14 protein-coding genes and 1 pseudogene are annotated in these 18,349 nt (G+C 64.6%); 2 read left to right on the top strand and 13 right to left on the bottom strand.

What is annotated here, in order from left to right:
* Window positions 1–11: 11 nt before the first annotated feature.
* The 5 genes from AC5O5I_RS14915 to AC5O5I_RS14895 all read right to left on the bottom strand — a co-directional run bounded on the left by AC5O5I_RS14915 (window position 12) and on the right by AC5O5I_RS14895 (window position 4,303).
* A complete protein-coding gene (locus AC5O5I_RS14915; RefSeq protein WP_009686645.1) occupies window positions 12–293 on the bottom strand; it encodes a peptidylprolyl isomerase in 282 nt (93 codons plus the stop codon).
* A gap of 79 nt (window positions 294–372) precedes the next feature.
* Window positions 373–1,434: a 3-deoxy-7-phosphoheptulonate synthase gene (locus AC5O5I_RS14910; protein ID WP_494511044.1), complete on the bottom strand. Its 1,062-nt coding sequence runs from the start codon at window positions 1,432–1,434 to the stop codon at window positions 373–375.
* Between the two features lie 553 nt (window positions 1,435–1,987).
* On the bottom strand, window positions 1,988–2,539 hold the full coding sequence (locus AC5O5I_RS14905) for a YbhB/YbcL family Raf kinase inhibitor-like protein (protein ID WP_494511043.1): 552 nt from the start codon (window positions 2,537–2,539) through the stop codon (window positions 1,988–1,990).
* 48 nt (window positions 2,540–2,587) lie between these two features.
* Entirely contained in the window at window positions 2,588–2,896 is a 309-nt protein-coding gene (locus AC5O5I_RS14900) for a hypothetical protein (RefSeq protein ID WP_172233302.1), read from the bottom strand.
* 111 nt (window positions 2,897–3,007) lie between these two features.
* A complete protein-coding gene (locus tag AC5O5I_RS14895; protein ID WP_494511042.1) occupies window positions 3,008–4,303 on the bottom strand; it encodes an MFS transporter in 1,296 nt (431 codons plus the stop codon).
* A gap of 523 nt (window positions 4,304–4,826) precedes the next feature.
* Between AC5O5I_RS14895 and AC5O5I_RS14890 the strand changes: the two genes are divergently transcribed.
* A complete protein-coding gene (locus AC5O5I_RS14890; RefSeq protein ID WP_172228865.1) occupies window positions 4,827–5,702 on the top strand; it encodes an AEC family transporter in 876 nt (291 codons plus the stop codon).
* A gap of 87 nt (window positions 5,703–5,789) precedes the next feature.
* Here AC5O5I_RS14890 and AC5O5I_RS14885 read toward each other — a convergent pair whose 3' ends face one another.
* The 6 genes and pseudogenes from AC5O5I_RS14885 to AC5O5I_RS14860 form a co-directional block, all read right to left on the bottom strand.
* A complete protein-coding gene (locus tag AC5O5I_RS14885; RefSeq protein WP_172228863.1) occupies window positions 5,790–6,923 on the bottom strand; it encodes an HlyD family secretion protein in 1,134 nt (377 codons plus the stop codon).
* Window positions 6,920–8,569 (bottom strand): MFS transporter, encoded by a 1,650-nt coding sequence (locus tag AC5O5I_RS14880; RefSeq protein WP_172285471.1) that lies wholly within the window; start codon window positions 8,567–8,569, stop codon window positions 6,920–6,922. Before AC5O5I_RS14880 ends, AC5O5I_RS14885 begins: the two co-directional genes overlap by 4 nt.
* 174 nt (window positions 8,570–8,743) lie before the next feature.
* Window positions 8,744–11,166: pseudogene (locus AC5O5I_RS14875) on the bottom strand (TonB-dependent siderophore receptor).
* A gap of 107 nt (window positions 11,167–11,273) precedes the next feature.
* Entirely contained in the window at window positions 11,274–12,239 is a 966-nt protein-coding gene (locus AC5O5I_RS14870) for a FecR domain-containing protein (RefSeq protein ID WP_172285473.1), read from the bottom strand.
* Window positions 12,239–12,745, bottom strand: coding sequence for a sigma-70 family RNA polymerase sigma factor (locus AC5O5I_RS14865; protein WP_172285474.1), 507 nt, complete (start codon window positions 12,743–12,745; stop codon window positions 12,239–12,241). The genes AC5O5I_RS14870 and AC5O5I_RS14865 overlap by 1 nt, the downstream gene beginning before the upstream one ends.
* A 215-nt stretch (window positions 12,746–12,960) precedes the next feature.
* A complete protein-coding gene (locus tag AC5O5I_RS14860) occupies window positions 12,961–15,477 on the bottom strand; it encodes an excinuclease ABC subunit UvrA (RefSeq protein ID WP_494511041.1) in 2,517 nt (838 codons plus the stop codon).
* A gap of 156 nt (window positions 15,478–15,633) precedes the next feature.
* Here AC5O5I_RS14860 and AC5O5I_RS14855 point away from each other — a divergent pair, with 156 nt between their 5' ends.
* A complete protein-coding gene (locus tag AC5O5I_RS14855) occupies window positions 15,634–16,521 on the top strand; it encodes an RHS repeat-associated core domain-containing protein (protein ID WP_494511040.1) in 888 nt (295 codons plus the stop codon).
* Between the two features lie 32 nt (window positions 16,522–16,553).
* On the opposite strand, the gene tssA is transcribed toward AC5O5I_RS14855, so the two are convergent.
* Together tssA and AC5O5I_RS14845 are read right to left on the bottom strand one after the other, a co-directional pair.
* Window positions 16,554–17,651 (bottom strand): type VI secretion system protein TssA, encoded by a 1,098-nt coding sequence (gene tssA, locus AC5O5I_RS14850; RefSeq protein WP_494511039.1) that lies wholly within the window; start codon window positions 17,649–17,651, stop codon window positions 16,554–16,556.
* Window positions 17,652–17,749: 98 nt separating this feature from the next.
* Complete coding sequence (locus tag AC5O5I_RS14845; RefSeq protein WP_016499518.1) at window positions 17,750–18,268, bottom strand: Hcp family type VI secretion system effector; 519 nt, start codon at window positions 18,266–18,268, stop codon at window positions 17,750–17,752.
* Between the last annotated feature and the right edge of the window lie 81 nt (window positions 18,269–18,349).

The raw sequence follows: 18,349 nt of genomic DNA, 5'->3' as shown, positions 1-18,349 counted from the left end.
CTTCTGGCTACTTAGTCCTGGCGGCTGGTCACTTCCAGCAGGTGGTAGCCGAACTGGGTCTTCACCGGGCCTTGCACGGTGTTGACCGGGGCGCTGAAGACCACGGTGTCGAACTCCTTGACCATCTGGCCTGGGCCGAACGAACCCAGGTCACCGCCCTGGCGGCTGGACGGGCAGGTGGAATTGGCTTTGGCGATTTCAGCGAAATCGGCACCCGCTTCGATCTGGGCTTTGAGTTCGTTGCACTTGTCTTCGCTGGCAACGAGGATGTGGCGGGCGGTTGCACGGGCCATGGGTACTGCTCCTTGGGGTAAAAAAGCCAAGCCTAGCGCACTTGTCCGGGGTATGTCTCGCCAGGCTTGCAACCTTCGTTTACAGTTTTTGTGCCGCCTCGCGCAGCAGGGTTTCGGTGGAGGCCCAGCCCAGGCAGCCGTCGGTGATCGACACGCCGTATTTCAGCGCGCCCTTGCCCAGCGCCTGGCAGCCATCGAACAGGTGCCCCTCGATCATCACACCGACCAGCGAACGGTCACCGGCCAGGCGCTGCGCCAGCACATCGTTGAACACGGCTGGCTGGCGCGCCGGGTCCTTGGCGCTGTTGGCATGGCTGCAATCGACCATGATCCGCGGCTGCAGGCCGGCCTTGGCCAGTGCCTGGCGGGCCATGGCGATGCTGTCGGCATCGTAGTTCGGGCCCTTGTGGCCCCCGCGCAGCACCAAATGGGTGTCCGGGTTGCCCAGGGTCTCGATGATTGCCGGATGGCCCTGCGCATCCATGCCGAAGTGGCGGTGCGGATGGGCGGCGCTGCGCATGGCATCGCTGGCGATGGCGATGCCGCCGTCGGTACCGTTCTTGAAGCCGACCGGCAGTTCCAGGCCACTGACCATTTCGCGGTGAATTTGCGATTCGGTGGTACGCGCACCAATTGCGGCCCAGGCCAGCAGGTCATCGAAGTAACCGGCGGCCATCGGTTGCAGGAGCTCGGTAGCGACCGGCAGACCGCGCTCGATCATGTTCAGCATCAGCCCGCGGGACAGGGCGATGCCGGCGTGCATGTCGTCGCTGCCATCCAGGTGCGGGTCGTAGGCCAGGCCTTTCCAGCCCACCGTGGTGCGCGGCTTTTCGACGTAGGCGCGCATCACCAACAGCAGCTTGTCGTCGACTTCACGGCTGAGGGCGGCCAGGCGATCGGCGTATTCCAGGGCCGAGCGCGGGTCGTGGATCGAGCAGGGGCCGACGATCACCAGCAGGCGCTCATCGCGGCCTTCGAGGATGTCGCGGATGGCCTGGCGATGGGCATGGACTTGCTGGGTGAGCTCGCTGGACAGCGGCATCTGCTGCTTGAGCAGATGCGGGCTGGGCAGGCGCAGGCTGACAGTGCTGTTGGCGGCTTGTGGCTGGGTCAGGGGCAGGGCGAGGCTGGAGGCTTGCATGGCGTTTTTCCCTGGGCGGACGGCGGGTTCTGGCCCGCGCTGTCGGCCCTATCGAGGTGTTCGACAAATCGTTGAATGCGGATTGACTGCTGCGTTGCCACCTGTGGAATTCCGAACGGAGGCGGCAGGCTGGCCCGAACGGGATTGGCTAAATCGCCAGGCGGAGGTGCTTGCGTAGTAATAAGTGGCGTAGTTCATGAATCTGTCCTCAATCTGAATCGGTAATGTGCAAAGGCCTGAAAAGCAAAACCCCCGGTCGGGGAGCCGACCGGGGGTTGAGTATTCTCATGTTCGGCGGCCCCTCGAAGGTGGGCGCCGTGTGGGTATCGGCGCCTAGTGGCTAAACCAATACCCAAAGTAATAGCTGGCAGGTGCCACGCAGCCGGCAACGGCCAGCACAGGGCGCAGGCTGCGACCGGTGTGGTTGGCGTGGTTGCGGGTGTGTTTCGGCATGTTGCTCTCCAGTGAATGAGCCCGAGCTTACTTCAGTTCGGCCGGGGCATTCAATGGATAAATGCTATGGTGGCGATCATTTGTTTTTGTACTGAATGGTTCAATGGCCGTAACGCCCAACCAGGCTTTGAGCCCCCAGCGCATGGCCTTGCAACAACTGCAGCAGGCCGCTGCGGTCCAGGCCTTCGGGCAGCGTGCCTATTGGTAGATCAGTAGCGATCAGGGTCAGTGCGTAATGGTGCGGGTTGTCGCCGGCGGGAGGGCAAGGACCTCGGTAGCTGAGCGTGCCGCGCGAGTTGCGGCCCACCGTGACGTGCTGCCCGGTCAGCGCGGCAGCGCCTTCCTTCAGGCCATCCTGGGCGGGGTCGATGTTGTAGGCGATCCAGTGAACCACGCCAATGCCTTTGCCGCCGTCCGGGTCGAACATGATCAGCGCCAGCGACTGGGTACCTTCGGGCAGGTTTTCCCAGCTGAGTTGCGGGGTGACTTGTTCGCCAGCGCCGCAGGCCGGGTCTGGCCCGACCTGCTGCAAGGCAATCACGCCCCCATCGGTGAACGAAGCAGAGCTGATCGACAGGGCGCCCTGGTTATTACCGGTTGCCATGGCGCTGCAAGGTATGAGGGCAGCAAGCAGCCAGTGTTTGAGGTTCATGGCGAGTCCTTGGCAGGGCGATGGGGCGCAGTGTAGTCCAGGCCAGCCTCAGCGGCTGTCCTGGTCTTCGGCAGTGCCACCGCTGTACCCGGCACCGGAGCCTGTGGCTTCACCGGTGCTGTTGGAGCCGCCACTGGCGCCGTCGGCGGCATCGGTGTTGCTGCCGGTGTCGCTGCTGTCATTGCTCTTGCCGCTGCCAGGGCTGTTAACGCTGCTGTCTTCACCGGCCGTCTTGCCGCCGGACTGGTCGGTTTGCGGGCGGCTGTCGGTGTTGGTGTCGGTGGCGGCGAAGCTGGTGCCAGTGATGGAGGCCAGGCCGAGGGCCAGGCACAGGGAGAGCGGGCGAATGCGGATCATGGCGTGTCTCCTTTGCGGATGATCTGTCATTCGTTGGGCTGGGGACGGGGGCAGGGGTGCCTTCCGGGCGACGAGTGGTAAATGCAGGGGCTGCGCTGCAGCCCCTTGGCTTCACTCGGTTTCGCTACGCGGTGCGTGCACAGGCTCGGAGGCTTCCAGCGGCGGGTGTTCCTGGGCCGCATGCATCAGGTCCTCGGTGACCCGCAACTCGGCGCCAGTCGGCGAGAAGGTAGTCGAAGCGGTGAACGGTGCAGGGTGCTCAGCCGCCGGGCGCTTGCCGCGGCGCCACATGAAGAAGCACACCATGGCCAGGTTGACCACGGCAAACGCCCAGAACAGCCCGGCCTCGCCAAATTCGGTCATCACCGGCGAAATTGCCATTGGCGCCATGGCCGAGCCCAGCGAGTTGATCAGCAGCAAGCCCTGGATCATCGGCACCAGCGCATCGGAGGGCGCGCGGTCGGCCGCATGGCTGACGGCCACCGGGTACAGGGTGAATACACCGCCACCCAGTAGGAACAGCATGGCCGGCAGCACGATCGAGTCCGACGGCAGGAATACCGTCACCAGCGACAGCACGACGCACAACCCGGCAAGGGCGAGCAGCACGTCCAGGCGGTCCTTGCGGTCCGACCAGCGCCCGACCGGGTATTGCAGCAGCATGGCGCCGAGGATCACCCAGGCCATCATGTTGCCCACTTCACCGACATCCAGGCCGATGCGCTGCAAGTACAGCGGCAGCAGGGCATAGATGCCGGCAATGGCCACACCCGAGCCAAAGCAACCGACCAGCCCCGAGGGCGCCACACCCAGCAATTGGCGGGGCTTGAGCGGTTCGACCTGGTCCAGCAGCGGCGACACCCGCGGCAGGATCACGATCGGCAGCACCGACAAGGCGGCGAGCACGCCAGCCAGCATGAACGGTGCGGTGTCACCCAGGTGGGTGATTTCGCCCAGGCCGGCCTGGGCGATCACCCCGGCGCCGTAGAAGGCGATCATGTACAGCGCCAGCAGGCGGCCGCGGATCTTCGCGTCACCGGCCAGCAACAGCCAGCTTTCGATGACCAGGAATACGCCGACCGCAGCCCAGCCGTTGATCAGGCGCAGCACCGACCACCAGGTGACGTCGTAGAACAGCCCCTGCAGCAGGATGGTCACGGCGATCAGCGAGGCAAAGCTTGTGTAGGCGCGGATATGGCCGATGCGCAGGATCAGTCGGTCGTTGAAGATAGCGCCCAGGGTCAGGCCGATGAAGTAGGTCGACGAGACGATACCGATGGTGGTGGCCGATTCACCGGCAGCGCCCAGGCGCAGGGTGGTCAGCGAAGACATGAAGCCGTTGCCCAGGGCAATGATGAACAGCCCGAGCAGGGGCGCCAGCGCCATGGCCAGCAAACGCGGAGACATACGTACCTCTAGTTGGATGAGCGGGATGAGCGCCTTTTCGGACGCGCACACCGGCTCGACCCGGCAGGGGCGAGGGGGTTGCACGGATGCGACCTGGGCAAGACTCAACCGCTGGGCCTATGGGAATTGGGCCGGGCGGGGAGGGTTGAGCCTATTTCACATGTACGGGCATGTGTTCAGGCACGGACTCTGTCATTGCTGCGGGTTGCCACCGTTCAAGGCGACGGGCGAAAAGGAAGCGCGATTCTACGGACTTGGAAGGTTTTGCCCAAGGGGCAACAGCGTGCGACGAGACGCCGCAGTCCAAGGGCGACATGAAAGTGTCTTGGGCAGACATTTTCAATGACTGCCCTGGATTTTGGTAGGAGCAGCCTTGCGCGGCGAAAGGGCCGGTAAGCTTTGAGTTTGTTTGTGGCTGAAATGGCCTCTTCGCAGCACAAGGCTGCCCCTACAAGAGACGGGGTCGCCTGGGCAAATGCGCAGACTGCTGCATAATGCTGCATCCACACCAAGGAAGGCCTCCATGTTCGCGTCGCTGTTCGCAGTCCTGGCCCCGGTTTTCATCGTCGCCGCCATTGGCTTTGCCTGGGCCCGCAAAGGCCTGGACTACCCCACCGACTTCATCGCCCGGGTGGTGATGACCATCGGCACCCCGTCGCTGGTGCTGTCCACCCTCAGCCGCACCGAGCTGAACCCGAATGCCTTTACCAGCATGGCCGTCGCCTGCTTGCTGTGCACCCTGGGCATGGCCTTGGCTGCGTTGCTGGTGTGCCGCGCTTCTGGCATGCATTGGCGGGTACTGCTGCCGGCGTTCATGTTCCCCAACACCGGCAACATGGGCCTGCCGATCAGCCTGTACGCCTTCGGTGAACACGGCTTGGCACTGGCCGTGGCGTTTTTCCTCACCCTGTCGATCGTGCAGTTCACGATCGGCATGGCCATCTCCGGCACGGCGGCTTCGCTCAAGGCGCTGCTGCGCAACCCGATCGTCATCAGCCTGGCGGGCGCCATGCCCATCATCTTTCTCGATTTCGAACTGCCGCGCTGGCTGGCCAATACCGCAGACCTGCTGGGCGGCATGACCATCCCGCTGATGCTGTTGACCCTGGGGGTATCGCTGGCCAGCATTCGCCTGCGTCACGTAGGCAGCGGCCTGTTGCTCGGCGGTTTGCGCATTGGCCTGGGGGCTGCGATGGGTTGGGCAGTGGGGGCAGCGCTGGGCATGGACAACCTTGAGCGAGCAGTGCTGGTGGTGCAGTCGGCAATGCCGGTGGCGGTGTTCAACTACCTGATGGCGGTGCGAGCCAACCGCGAGCCGGAGCAGGTGGCGAACCTGGTGATGTGCTCGACGGTGCTGTCATTTGCCTGGTTGCCGGTGGTGCTGGCCTGGTGGATGTAAGCCTGTTCCGGCCTAAGCACAGCCCCAGAAAACTCTACAGTACCGGTGGGAGCGGGTTCCCCCGTGAAGCGGCCGGTAGCCACACCATCAATCGCGGCTGCGCGTGTCGATACTGACCACCACCGACATCCCGGGTCGCAGCCGCCTGGCCTGGGCCTGGTCGGCATCCACGGTGATGCGTACCGGTATGCGCTGGGCAATCTTGACGAAATTGCCGGTGGCATTGTCCGCCTGCAACAAGGCGAACTCCGAGCCGGTGGCCGGCGAAATCTGCTGCACGTGCCCGTGCAGCTTCAGGTGGTTCAAGGCATCCACGGTAAAGGTCACCGGCTGGCCGATGCGCACCTCGGCCATCTGGGTTTCCTTCATGTTGGCGATCACCCACAGGGTGTCGGGCACCAGCGCCATCAGCTGCGCACCCGAGTTCACATAAGCCCCAAGGCGCGTGCCGATCTGCCCCAGCTGGCCGTCGCGCGGGGCGGTGACGCGGGTATTGTCGAGGTCGATGCGGGCCAGCTCGACAGCCGCCTTGGCGTTCTCGACTGCCGCCTCCAGCGCGGCCCGGTTGACGACCACGGTTTCCCGGTCTTGCCGGGCGATTTCCAGCGCCGCTCTGGCCTGGGCCAGGCTGGCGACGGCAGCGGCTGCGCTGGCCCGGGCCAGGTCCAGCTCGCGGCGGGACACCGAGCCGTCGTTGACCAGTGCCTGGTTGCGGCCCAGGTCGGCTTTGGCCTTGGCAGCCTGCGCGGTGGCGTCGTCGATGGCAGCCCGGCGCTGGGCAATGGTGGCATCGGCGCTGTTGCGCTGCTGCAGGTTGTTGGCCAGGGCCGCCTGTTGTTGCTGCAGTTGGGCAACGGCCTGGGCCAGGCGCTGCTTGTAGATGCGGTCGTCCAGCTGCACCAGCAGGTCGCCAGCCTTGACGAACTGGAAGTCGTGTACTGGTACATCGGTAATGTAGCCGCTCAGTTGTGGCCCGATGATGGTCACCTGGCCGCGCACCAGGGCGTTCTCGGTGCTTTCGATGGCGCTGCTGAACGGTGGCAGGCGCCAGGCGTACAGCACCAGCAGGATGCCGGCCAGGGCCACGCCGGCGAAACTGATCGATGACAGGATCCGCATCCGCCGCGAACGTACCGGGCTGGTTGGCTCGCTGGGCGGTGTGGCGCCTTCCGGGGTTTCGGCGATGGCGGTGGTGGTCGTGGTGCGGGTGTCGTCGGTCATCGGGTGGTCGCGCCGGGGGTCGAGTCGGTGGAGGTGGCCTTGCGTTTTGCGTACCAGAGCCAGGTGCTGCGGATGCAGATCCAGATCATGGTCAGGATTGCGATGCTGCCGATCAGCACGAATACATCGTTGTAGGCCATGATATTGGCTTCGCGGGTGGCGGCACTGGCCAGCAGGCGCATGCCGGCTTCGCTGCGCAGCGCCGGGTCGGCGATCACGCCACCGTAACCGCCGCCGCCGCTTTGCACACGCGCATTCACCAGCGGCTCCAGGTAGCTGAGGCGATCCATCAGGTGGCTGGAATGAAACTTCTCCCGCCAGGTCTGGAAGGTGCCCAGCAGCGCCGCGCCGATCAGCCCACCCAGGTTGTTGCAAATGCCGAACAGCACCGAAAAACTCACCAGGTTGCGGGGGTTGGCGCGCACATGGCTGATACCCAGGGCCATCGACGGGCCAAGGAAGAAGGTGCTGCCGAAAGCCAGCAGGAACTGGCTGAAGTACATCTGCGCCGGGCGGGTCAGGTTGCTGGAGCTGCTGTCCATGAAGGCGCCGGCAGCCATGGCCAGCAGCGAGACGAACAGCGGAATCACCAGGTGGTTGGGGTTGATGGTGAGGGCACTGCTGGCCAGCCCGGCCACCGCGCCCAGCAGCATGATCCCGTACAGCGCGCGCAGCTGCTCGCTGCCCATGTTCAATACCTGCAGGAAGCCGACCGCACCCGTGGACTGCTCCGAGGTGACCATGCGGATCAGCACCACGCACAGCGCCAGGCGGATGATGGCCCCGCTGCCCAGCCAGTGGGTCATCAGCAACGGGTTCTGGCGGTTGTGTTCGATGGCCAGGCCGCTGAAGATCAGGGCGATCGATGCCGCCAGCGCAACGCCGATCCACGGCGCCTCCAGCCACCAGTCGATGCGCCCCAGCGACAGCGCAGCGCAGAGCAGGGCAGTGCCACCGGCCATCAGGGTGAACGTCAGGAAGTCCAGCGGCTCGAAGGTTTTGAAGCGGTCGCCGGGCGGCAGCTTGAGCATCATCACGCAACCCAGCGCAGCCAGTGCCAGGCCCAGTTCGAACAGGTACAGCCCACGCCATTCGGCGATTTGCAGCAGGTCTTCGGAAAAGATCCGCGCCAGCGGCAGCGCCAGCTGCGAGGCGCCCAGGCCCAGGACCATCGCCTTGAGCCGCCATTGCGCCGGGAACGCCTGGATCATGTAGTACAGCCCCAGCGAGCTGAGCGCGGCGCCGACCATGCCGTGCGCTGCGCGAACGGCGATGGCCGAGTTCAGGTCGTTGACCAGCAGGTGGGCGAAGGTAACCAGCGCATACAGCACCAGGAACACTTCGGTGAAGGCGCGCAGGCCGAACTGCTGGCGGAACTTGACCAGCAGCAGGTTGATGGACACGTTGGTCATCACGTAGGCGGCTGGCAACCAGGCCATTTCCGCCGTGGTCGCGCCCAGGGCGCCCTGCAGGAACACCAGATTGGCGGTGACCAGCGCGTTGCCCAGGCCACCGGTGATTGCCACCAGCAGGCCGACAACGCCGTAGGCCAGGCGTTTGGCCGGCGAGTGCAGAGGCGTGGAGGGGGAGCCCGGCAGGCTGGGTTTTTCGTGGGGGAGCCACTGGCGGGGGGCGTATTTGTCCATGGGGCAGACTGTACTTTAGCGGCGGTTGGGGCTGCTAGGTGGTTGCCACAGAATTTGCATCGCCTATGAGATCGAGCGCCGCGCGGGCGGCGCTCGATCTCACAGGCGCTGCATGTCCGGAGCCATGCCCATCCCAGGCGCTGCATCTCCCAAGCCATACCCATCCCGGGCCCCTCAAAAATCCACACTGGCCGACAACCGCAAAACCCGCGGCGTACCCTGTGTCAGGTAATTGTTAGAGGTAGAAGCCGAAGCCCAGTACGCCTTGTTGGCCACGTTCTCGACATTGGCCCGCAACGTCACCAGCTTGTCATCCACCTTGAAACGATAGCGCCCACCCAGGTCCACCCGCGTCCACGCCGGAATGCTCAAACTGTTCGCCGCATTGACATACTGCCCACCCGTGCGCAGCAGGCGCGCACTCAGCGCCGCGCCCTGGATCCCAGGCACATCCCAGTCAGCCCCCAGGTTGAACTGGAAGCGCGGCACCCCGGCGGCGCGGTTGCCGTCGTTGCTGCCATAGGCAGTGTTCTTTTGCTCGGTATGCATGAACACCGCACCCGTCAGCAGGCGCAGGCCGTCCACTGGCTCACCGAACAGGTTCAGCTCCACACCCTTGTTGACCTGCTCGCCGTCCATGCTGAAGGTGTCCAGCGCGGCCCCGGCGCGCGGTAGGTGACGCTGTTGGGCTGCTCGATCCGGTACACGCCCAGGCTGGCGCCGAAGCTGTTCCAGTCCAGCTTGACCCCGGCCTCTACCTGCTTGCTGCGCTTGGGCGGGAACACTTCGTTGGCGTTGCTTACACTGGACGGTGCGGTCGGGCCCTGGGCCAGGCCTTCGATGCGGTTGGCGTAGAACGACACATGCTCCCAGGGCTTGATCACCACGCCGTACACCGGCGTGGTGATCGACTCGTCGTACGGCGTATTGCGCACGCCCGTAGCGGTCGCCCAGCTGTCGACGCTGATCGACTGCCTGCGTACACCCACGGTCAACAGCACCCGGTCATCGAAGAAGCCCAGGGTATCGGACAGCGCGACGCTCTTGTTGCGGTTCTTGCCGACGATGCGCGGGTCATGCAGGTCGCTGCCGAAATAGGTATCGGACGGGCGCGGCACCTTCACCGGGTTGTACAGGTTGCTGTCGTAGCGCTTGGCAGCCGCCAGCGCCTCGTAGGCCGAGCGCTGTTCACCCCACATCCCCGACAGCCCTAAATTGAAGCGGTGGCTGACCGGTCCGGTGGCAAAGCGGCCATTCAGGCCGGCGACCGCACTCTTGTTGTCCTCGTCGTGCGGCGAATAGAGGAAGCCGCCCCGTGCGGTGCCATTTTCGTCGCTGACGTACAGCGAAGAATATTCGCCATTCTCGCGGGTGTGCTTGGCGCCAGCGCCGGCGTACAGCATCCAGTTGTCGTTGAGATCGTACTCGGCGTTGACCATGCCGTAAGTGTCCTCCAGCTGCGACCAGGTCCAGTCCTGCGAATAGTTGTCACGCGCCGACGGGGCATGGGGCACTTTGGTGCCGGTAGGGTAGATCACCGCGCGGCCCTCGTTGATGCGCTGTTTCTGGTAGCCCAGGTCGGTGGACAGGCGCAGGCGCTCGCCGCGGTAGTCCAGGGCCACGGCGACCAGGGTGGAATGCTGGGCCTCATCGTCGACACCGCTGCCGCCGTCATGCTGGGCCAGGTTGATGCGTGCGCCGAAGCGGTTGTCTTCACCAAAGCGCTTGCCCAGGTCCAGGTGGCCGCCGACATTGTCACCGCTGGCGTAGTCGAGGGTGACATGCCGGGTTGGCGTGTCTTCGGCGCGCTTTGGCACCAGGTTGATTGCCCCGCCAATACCGCTACCTTGGGGCGCGACGCCATTGAGGAAGGCGCTGGAGCCCTTGAACAGTTCGACCCGCTCCAGCGCCTCGGTGGTCACGATCTGCCTTGGCAGCACCCCGTACAGGCCGTTGTAGCTGATGTCATCGGTGTTCAGCGGCAGGCCGCGGATGGTGAACACCTGCGAAAAGTTGCCAAACCCTGCCGACTGGCGCACCGACGCATCATTGAGCAGCACATCGCCCAGGGTGCGCGCCTGCTGGTCGGCGATGGTTTTGGCGGTGTAGCTGGTGACGCTGAACGGCACGTCGCTGATTGCCTGGTCGCCGAGCATGCCCAGCCGAGCACTGCGGGCCACCTGGCCGCCTTGCCAGGTATCGCTGTTGGCGGGCAGTTCGCTGTTGATGGTGGTCGCGCCCAGTTCCAGGGCATTGCCCAGCTCGACCGCAGGGGCCAGGGTGTAACCGCCGCTGTCGGTGCTGATCAGGCTGTAGCCGCTACCGGCCAGCAGGCGGGCGAAGCCTTCCGGGACGCTGTAGTTGCCCTCCAGGCCCTGGCTTTGCACACCGTTGAGCAGGGCCGGGTCGAAGGACAGCGGCACCCCGGCGCTGGCGGCGAAGCGCGCCAGCACGTCGGCCAGCGGGCCGGCTGCCAGGTGATAGGTGTGTGGCGTGTTGCTGGCATCGACGGCCATCGCCATCGGCGCCACGGTGGCCATGGCGATGGCAAGGCTCAGGGCCTTGAGGCGGAAGCGGTACGGCTGGCGGGGCATCATGCGTGGGTCCTGTGGGTGCAGAATAGGAATGTTCTGCACTCATCACCGGACGACGCAGGAAAAGGTATCACGCAAATTTCACGCAGTCGTATACGGACCGCGTCGGTTCAGGCGCGCGGCTCCACGGTTACCCAGTAGCGCGTCAGCCCCTGGATCGCCACCGGCAGTGTGTCGCCCAGCAGCCGCAGGCTGGCATCGGTATCGGCCAGCGGGAAGGCGCCGGATACTTTCAGCTCGGCCACGGCCGGGTGGCAGCGCAGCACGCCGGGGCGGTAGCGGCTCAGCTCCTGCAGCAGCTCGCCCAGGCGCATGCCCCGGGCCAGCAGCATGCCGTGCTCCCAGGCCAGGTCGCCGGGCTCCAGCGGGGCGGCGGGCTGCACCCGGCTGGCATTGAAGGCGCTGCGCTCGCCTGCCTTCAGCACCAGGCCGCTGCCAGCGTGCGCGGGTCGGGCATCGACTGCGCCTTCAAGCACGGCCACCTGGGTAAGCGCCCCATCCAGGCGGACACTGAAGCGCGTGCCCAGCGCAATCGCCTGGCCATGCAGGGTGCGCACCAGCAGCGGACGTGCCTGGGTGGCAGGGTCCTTGGCACTGGTGACCAGTATTTCACCCGCCAGCAGGTTGATGCGGCGTTGCTGCGCGTCGAAGCTGATGTCGATGGCCGTGTCGGTGTTCAGCAGCACCTGGCTGCCGTCGGCCAGCGTCAGTGGGCGCTGCTCGCCGACCGCTGTGCGCGCATCGGCGGTCCATTGCTGCCACGGTGTTTCGCGCCAGGCCAGCCAGGCCGCCGGGGCAGCCAGTAGCCACAGGCCCAGGCGGTGCAAGGCCTGGCGGCGGCTGACGGCACCATTGCGGCTGAGCCGGCGCAGGGTTTCGCCGGTTACCGGCGTGGGCAGGCGGCGGAAATCGCCGAGGATGGCCTCGGCACGCTGCCAGGCCAGGGCGTGCTGGGCGCTACGCTGGCACCAGGCCTGCACCGCGCGATGGTCGTCCTCGCTGGCCGTGCCTGATTGCAGCTGCACTAGCCAGTCGGCGGCCTCGCCAAGAATCAGCGGGTCGATGCGCTGCACCATCAGTCGATGCTCAGGCAGGCGAGAAAGGCCGTGCGCATGTCGCGCTTGATGGTGATCAGTGAAACCTGCAGCTGTTCGGCGATTTGCGCGTAGGTCAGCCCGTCCAGTTGCGACAGCAGAAACACCTGGCGCACCCGGGCCGGCATCTCGCGCAGCATGGCGTCGATGCGGTACAGGGTTTCCAGGATCAGCCAGCGCGTCTCCGGCGAGGGCACCTCGGGTTCGGGCAAATGGGCAATGGCCTCCAGGTAGGCCCGCTCCACATCCTGGCGGCGCCAGCGGTCAACCACCAGGCCTTTGGCGATATGGGTGAGCAAGGCTCGCGGCTCGTGGCCGAAGTAGCTGTGGCCCTGGCGGCTGAGCAGGCGCACGAAGGTGTCATGGGCCAGGTCGGCGGCATCACAGCCATTGCCCAGCTTGCGCCCCAGCCAGGCCTGCAACCAACCATGGTGCTCGGTGTACAGCGACTGGACCTGCAGGTTGAGGGTGGAGTTGGCGGGGGGCATGGGCGGGTGAGTGGTTCCGTATCAGGGTGCAACTAAGAATTGATCGCATTCTAAGCGGCACACCACTAGGCTGGCAATCCGTTAGCGGTGTGGTGCATGCACCGGCCTCTTCGCGGGTAAACCCGCTCCCACAGGGATCGCGCACCCTTTTTGAATTTTGCGCAAGGGCGGCGGTGCGGCGATCCGGTTTATCCGCCAAGAGGCCGGCACAGGCGCTATAAAGCCTTGGCCAGAAACTCCGCCGTGCGGCTTTCAGGGCACCCAGCCACCACCTGCGGCGTACCACTGACCACCACCTTGCCCCCGGCATCCCCGGCCCCTGGCCCGATATCGATCACCCAGTCACTCTGCGCCACCACCCGCATGTCATGCTCCACCACCACCACGCTGTGGCCGCCCTCGACCAGGCGGTTCAGCTGCACCAGCAGCCGGTCGATGTCTTGCGGGTGCAGGCCATTGGTAGGCTCGTCCAGCACATACAGCGTCGCCCCGCGGGCAACGCGTTGCAGTTCGGTGGCCAGCTTGATGCGCTGCGCCTCGCCACCGGACAGTTCGGTGGCCGGCTGGCCCAGGCGCAGGTAACCCAGGCCGATATCCTGCAGCACCTGCAGGCAGCGTCGCGCCGCTGGCTGCGCGGCAAACACCTTCAGCGCCTGGTCGACGTTCAGCTGCAGCACCTGCGCGATATTCATGCCTTGCCAGCTCACCGCCAAGGTCTCGGGGTTGTAGCGGGCACCGTGGCAGGTCGGGCAAGGTGCATACACGCTGGGCATGAACAGCAGCTCGACGCTGACAAAGCCTTCGCCCTCGCAGTTGGCGCAACGGCCCTTGGCAACGTTGAAGGAAAACCGCCCGGCATCGAAACCGTGCGCCTTGGCCTGCTCGGTGGCGGCGAACAGTTTGCGTACGTGATCGAACAAGCCGGTGTAGGTGGCCAGGTTGGAACGGGGCGTGCGGCCGATCGGCTTCTGGTCGACCTGAACCAGGCGTTTGATGCTGTCGATGCCCGCGCTCACCTGGCCGCTGCTGGCCTGTTCAGGTTCGTCTTCCAGGCTTTGCTCATCGGCTTCGCTACGCTGCTCGGCATGGCCCAGGTGAGCACCCACCAGCTCCAGCAGGGCCTGGCTGACCAGGCTGGACTTGCCCGAGCCGGAAATCCCGGTTACGGCCGTGAAGCAGCCCAGTGGGAATTCGGCGCTGAGGTTATCGAGGTTGTTGCGGGTGATGCCTTCCAGCTTCAGCCAGTCGCGAGCCGGCCGTGGTGCGCGGGCAGCCTGGGCGGGGGGGCTGAACAGGTAGGCGCGGGTGCACGACTGCTGCACCTGCGCCAGCCCGGCGGGCGGCCCACTGTAGAGGATGGTGCCACCATGCTCGCCGGCAGCCGGGCCGACATCCACCAGCCAGTCGGCACGGCGCATGGTGTCCAGGTCGTGCTCCACCACATAGACCGAGTTGCCAGCGTGCTTCAAGCGCTGCAGGGCCTCGAACAGGGCCTCGCTGTCAGCCGGATGCAAGCCGGCCGAGGGCTCGTCGAGCACGTAGATCACGCCGAACAATTGCGAATTCAGCTGCGTTGCCAGGCGCAACCGTTGCAGCTCACCGGAGGACAAGGTCGGGGTGCTGCGTTCCAACGCCAGGTAACCGAGGCCGAGGTCGAGCAGGGTATCGATGCGTTCGAGCAGTTCCTTGGCGATGCGCTGGGCGGCCAGGCGCTTCTCGAGGGTCAGGTCGTCCTGCTGCCGCGTCAGGTAATCCGCCGCTGCCACTTCGCGGAACACCTCGGCCAGTGCCTGTAATGACAGGTGTGACAGCTCGGCGATGTCGCGGCCGGCGAAGGTCACCGCCAGCGCCTCGCGCTTGAGGCGCTTGCCTGCGCACAGCGGGCAGGGGCTGGGGCGCATGTACTGGGCGACGCGCTTGCGCATCTGCGCGCTCTGCGAATGCATGAAGGTGTGCAGCACGTAGCGCCGGGCGCCCATGAAGGTGCCCTGGTAGCTGGGCTCCTGCTTGCGCTTGAGGGCGGTGCGGGTTTGCGCCGGGGTCAGGCCGGCATACACCGGGGCAGTGGGGGTGTCTTCGGTGAACAGGATCCAGTCACGCTGCGCCTGGGGCAGGTCGCGCCAGGGGATGTCGACGTCGTAGCCCAGGGTTACCAGGATGTCGCGCTGGTTCTGGCCCTGCCAGGCCATTGGCCACGCCGCCACCGCGCGCTCGCGGATGGTCAGCGACGGGTCGGGAACCATGGTTGCTTCCGTGACCTCGTAGACCCGGCCCATGCCATGGCATTCGGGGCAGGCGCCCTGCGGCGTGTTCGGCGAAAAATCCTCGGCATACAGCATCGCTTGCCCGGCCGGATAATGGCCGGCGCGCGAGTAGAGCATGCGGATAGAACTGGACAAGGTGGTCACGCTGCCCACCGAGGAGCGGGCACTCGGCGTACCGCGTTGCTGCTGCAGGGCCACCGCCGGCGGCAGGCCCTCGATGGCGTCCACGTCCGGCACGCCTACCTGATCGATCAGGCGCCTGGCATAGGGCGCCACCGACTCGAAGTAACGGCGCTGGGCTTCGGCATACAAGGTGGAGAAGGCCAGCGAAGACTTGCCCGAGCCAGACACGCCTGTAAACACCACCAGAGCGTCGCGGGGGATATCGACATCAACGTTCTTGAGGTTGTGCTCGCGGGCACCGTGTACGCGAACGAAGCCGTTCGGGGTGGTTTGGCGTGGGGGCATGACGCAGTCCTTGGCTGTGGCTTGTCAGTGCGCCCACGGTAACAGCATTACCGCTGTCATGCCTGCAGCGTTGTCACCTCATGGAACTGAGAGTTACCGAGTCTTTGGCGGATGATTAGTGTGGCCTTGAGAACACTATTATCCAGGGGCTGAATCATGGAAATCTCGGAACTGGTTTCGGAACTATCTTCGGAACTATCTTCGGAACTATCTTCGGAACTGCAGGCGTTAGACAAACAAGCTTCCACTGCGCCGGGCAACAACTTCGAAGCCCGAACCTATTCACCTTATGGTTTTCATTTGCCCCGGTCAGCCCCGTTACTGGCGTTCGCCGGTGAATTATGCGGGGCACTGCCGCGCCGCTACCTGCTTGGCAACGGTAAACGGGCCTACGACACAGGGCTGATGCGTTTTCACAGTCCCGATGCAGTAAGCCCTTTTGGCCGCGGAGGTCTCAATGCATATGCTTATTGTCAAGGCGATCCGGTCAACAATGTGGACTGTGATGGTCATTCACCCACACGTATAGCCGGGCAAGGCACCGGGTTGGTCTGGGGAACGGTGGGCATGCTGTCTTCGCTCAACAAAGCTTCAAGAACAATTGTCAAACGCTCGGTTGCCAAGGCCAATGGGCAGCCTGTACCCAAGGAGTTCGACGCCGCGAGCCGCACCAACAATGCAATGATTTTCACCGGTGGCCTTGTCAGTACCCTGACCAAAGCCCCAGGTGTGGCGATGGCTTTCTCTTATCCAACTGTCGGATTGGCAAGTGAAGCATTCAGCGTATTAGGGATGGGAGCAGCCTCGTTCGCCGGTGTGGGAAAAATGAGGCAGCTGGTTACCGATATCAAAGCCACCCTGATAGAAGCCAGGATAAACAGAATTCCATTGGGCAAACTGGCAATAGAATCGCTGAAGGAAGCCTCTGGATGGAATCGGCTCCTGGGCCAGGAGTCGGCCATTCTCGAGCCTTTGCCGGAAAAAGTGCTTATGGTGCGCTGGACCACGGGTCGTGCCTTGGCCGTGGGTCGAGGCTCAAGGTAGCAGGATTTGCCTCGACTGTTCGCTCGGCCGGTTCAAGACCTTGGTTCGCGGGTGCCCAGTACATCGCGAATGTTGTCGACCACGTTGCTGTCCTTGATCACATCGCTCAGCCAGCCTTCCAGCGGCATGTTGCCCCACTTGATGGCGCGCTCGATCAGGTACGGCACCGGGCTTTGCGGTTCGCTCTGCTTGAAGAACCGGGCCACGCCCGCGAGCATGTTGAACGCTTCGTCACGGGTCAGCGGGGTGGTGCGCATGGGCGCAGGGGCGGTCGGCTGGGAGGGCGAGGCCATCGGTTCCCCGGCTTCGCTGGGCGGGGCGACGTCGGGTTCGGGCGCAGTGCCCGCCACCTCTACAGGGTGCAGTTCAACGCCCCGGTCCTTGAGCAGCTTTTCCGCCAGATGGTTGGCGCGCGAGAGCATGTCGGCCAGGCTGGCAAAGCTCGGCGCGTCGTGGTCGAACAGCCGGTCGATGCACGCCTGCAGCTGGTTGCAGGCGCGCAGGCTGGCGGCGATCTGCAAGGCTTTGGCGCGCAGGTGTTCGGTATCGCTGAGGGCCACCGAGCGCTGAAAGATTTCGGCGTTGATCTTGCCTTCGTTGAGTGCGGTCTGCATCGCCTTGGGGTTCTGCAGCGCGAGGTTTTCCACGTGACGTGATTCGTCATAACGCAGCACGCCAAAATGCTCGCCCTGGGTAATGGGCAAGCCAGCGGCGATGTCGGTAAGGGTGGTTTTCAGCCAGGACAGGCGAGCCGCGCGCTCGTCCATACCGTGTTCCATGTCGGGATACAGGCTGTCCCAGAATGTTTCCATCACCTGTCGGGTCAGTTCGAGGCCAAAGGTGATGCCGTCGAAATGCTCGCGCTGGGCCAGCCCTTCGCTGAGCCAGGCGACCAGCATCAGGTCCTTGCTGTGCTGCGTCAGGCCTTGGGCGGCCAGGCTGATGACCTGTTCCCAGTCGGCGGTCTTCAAATCGGTTTGCCAGTCGCCCTGGGTGAGGTAGTCAGGGTCGGCACGGCGCGCCTCCTTGATCTGGTCGAAAAGGGCGGAGAAGCTCAAATCTTCGCCGCTGCCGCCGTCGATCGGTGCGGCCAGTGTGGCCAGCGAAAGGTCGTTGAGGATTTCAGGCATAGGACACTCTGATCAGGGGAAGAAAGCAGCGTGCCAGGCGACGCGCCGGCACGCTGCGCAACATGGGCCGCGCGCGCGGCCCATGGGCAAGCAGCTGATTAGGCGAATACTTTGTTCGCGGTACGGTCCCAGCCACCGACAATGTTGCCGCCGGCCTGGCCGTCGGTGCGGTTCTGCTGGGTGTAAGTGGTTTTGATACGGGCGAAGTTGAAGCTGATTTCTTCGATCGGCAGGTCGCTCACGGCCTTGTCTTCACCGCCCTGGTTGCCGCCGGCGACGAACTTGACCGACGACACCACGACTTCTTCCATGTCGATGGTCAGGTAGGTGACCTTGTCACCACCGGCGCGGTTCACGTTCAGTTTCAGCTTGGCAATGTGCTTGCCAGTGCAGCAGTGTTCGAACAGCTTGGCCGAAGCCTTGTCGACCGCCTTGCGGATCTTGAAGTCGCTCAGGGCAACCCGCTCGGAGGATGCACCGCCCGAGGAACTTGCGGTGGCCGAGGTGGCCTGGGTGGCGCCGTACTCGTAGCCCAGCACTTCGATCCAGTCCTTGTGCTTGTCATCCAGTACTTCGCCCGGGATGCCGTCGATTTGGATATACGCGTCAAATGCCATTGTGAAACTCTCCATTAACAACAGTGAAGGGTCGCTCATGCGTCCCTTGGTTTTGACCTCACCCGATACACCGGCAGAGGT

The organism is Pseudomonas sp. 9_2_1 (assembly GCF_059295275.1).
This window is presented reverse-complemented; position numbering and strand designations above follow the sequence as displayed.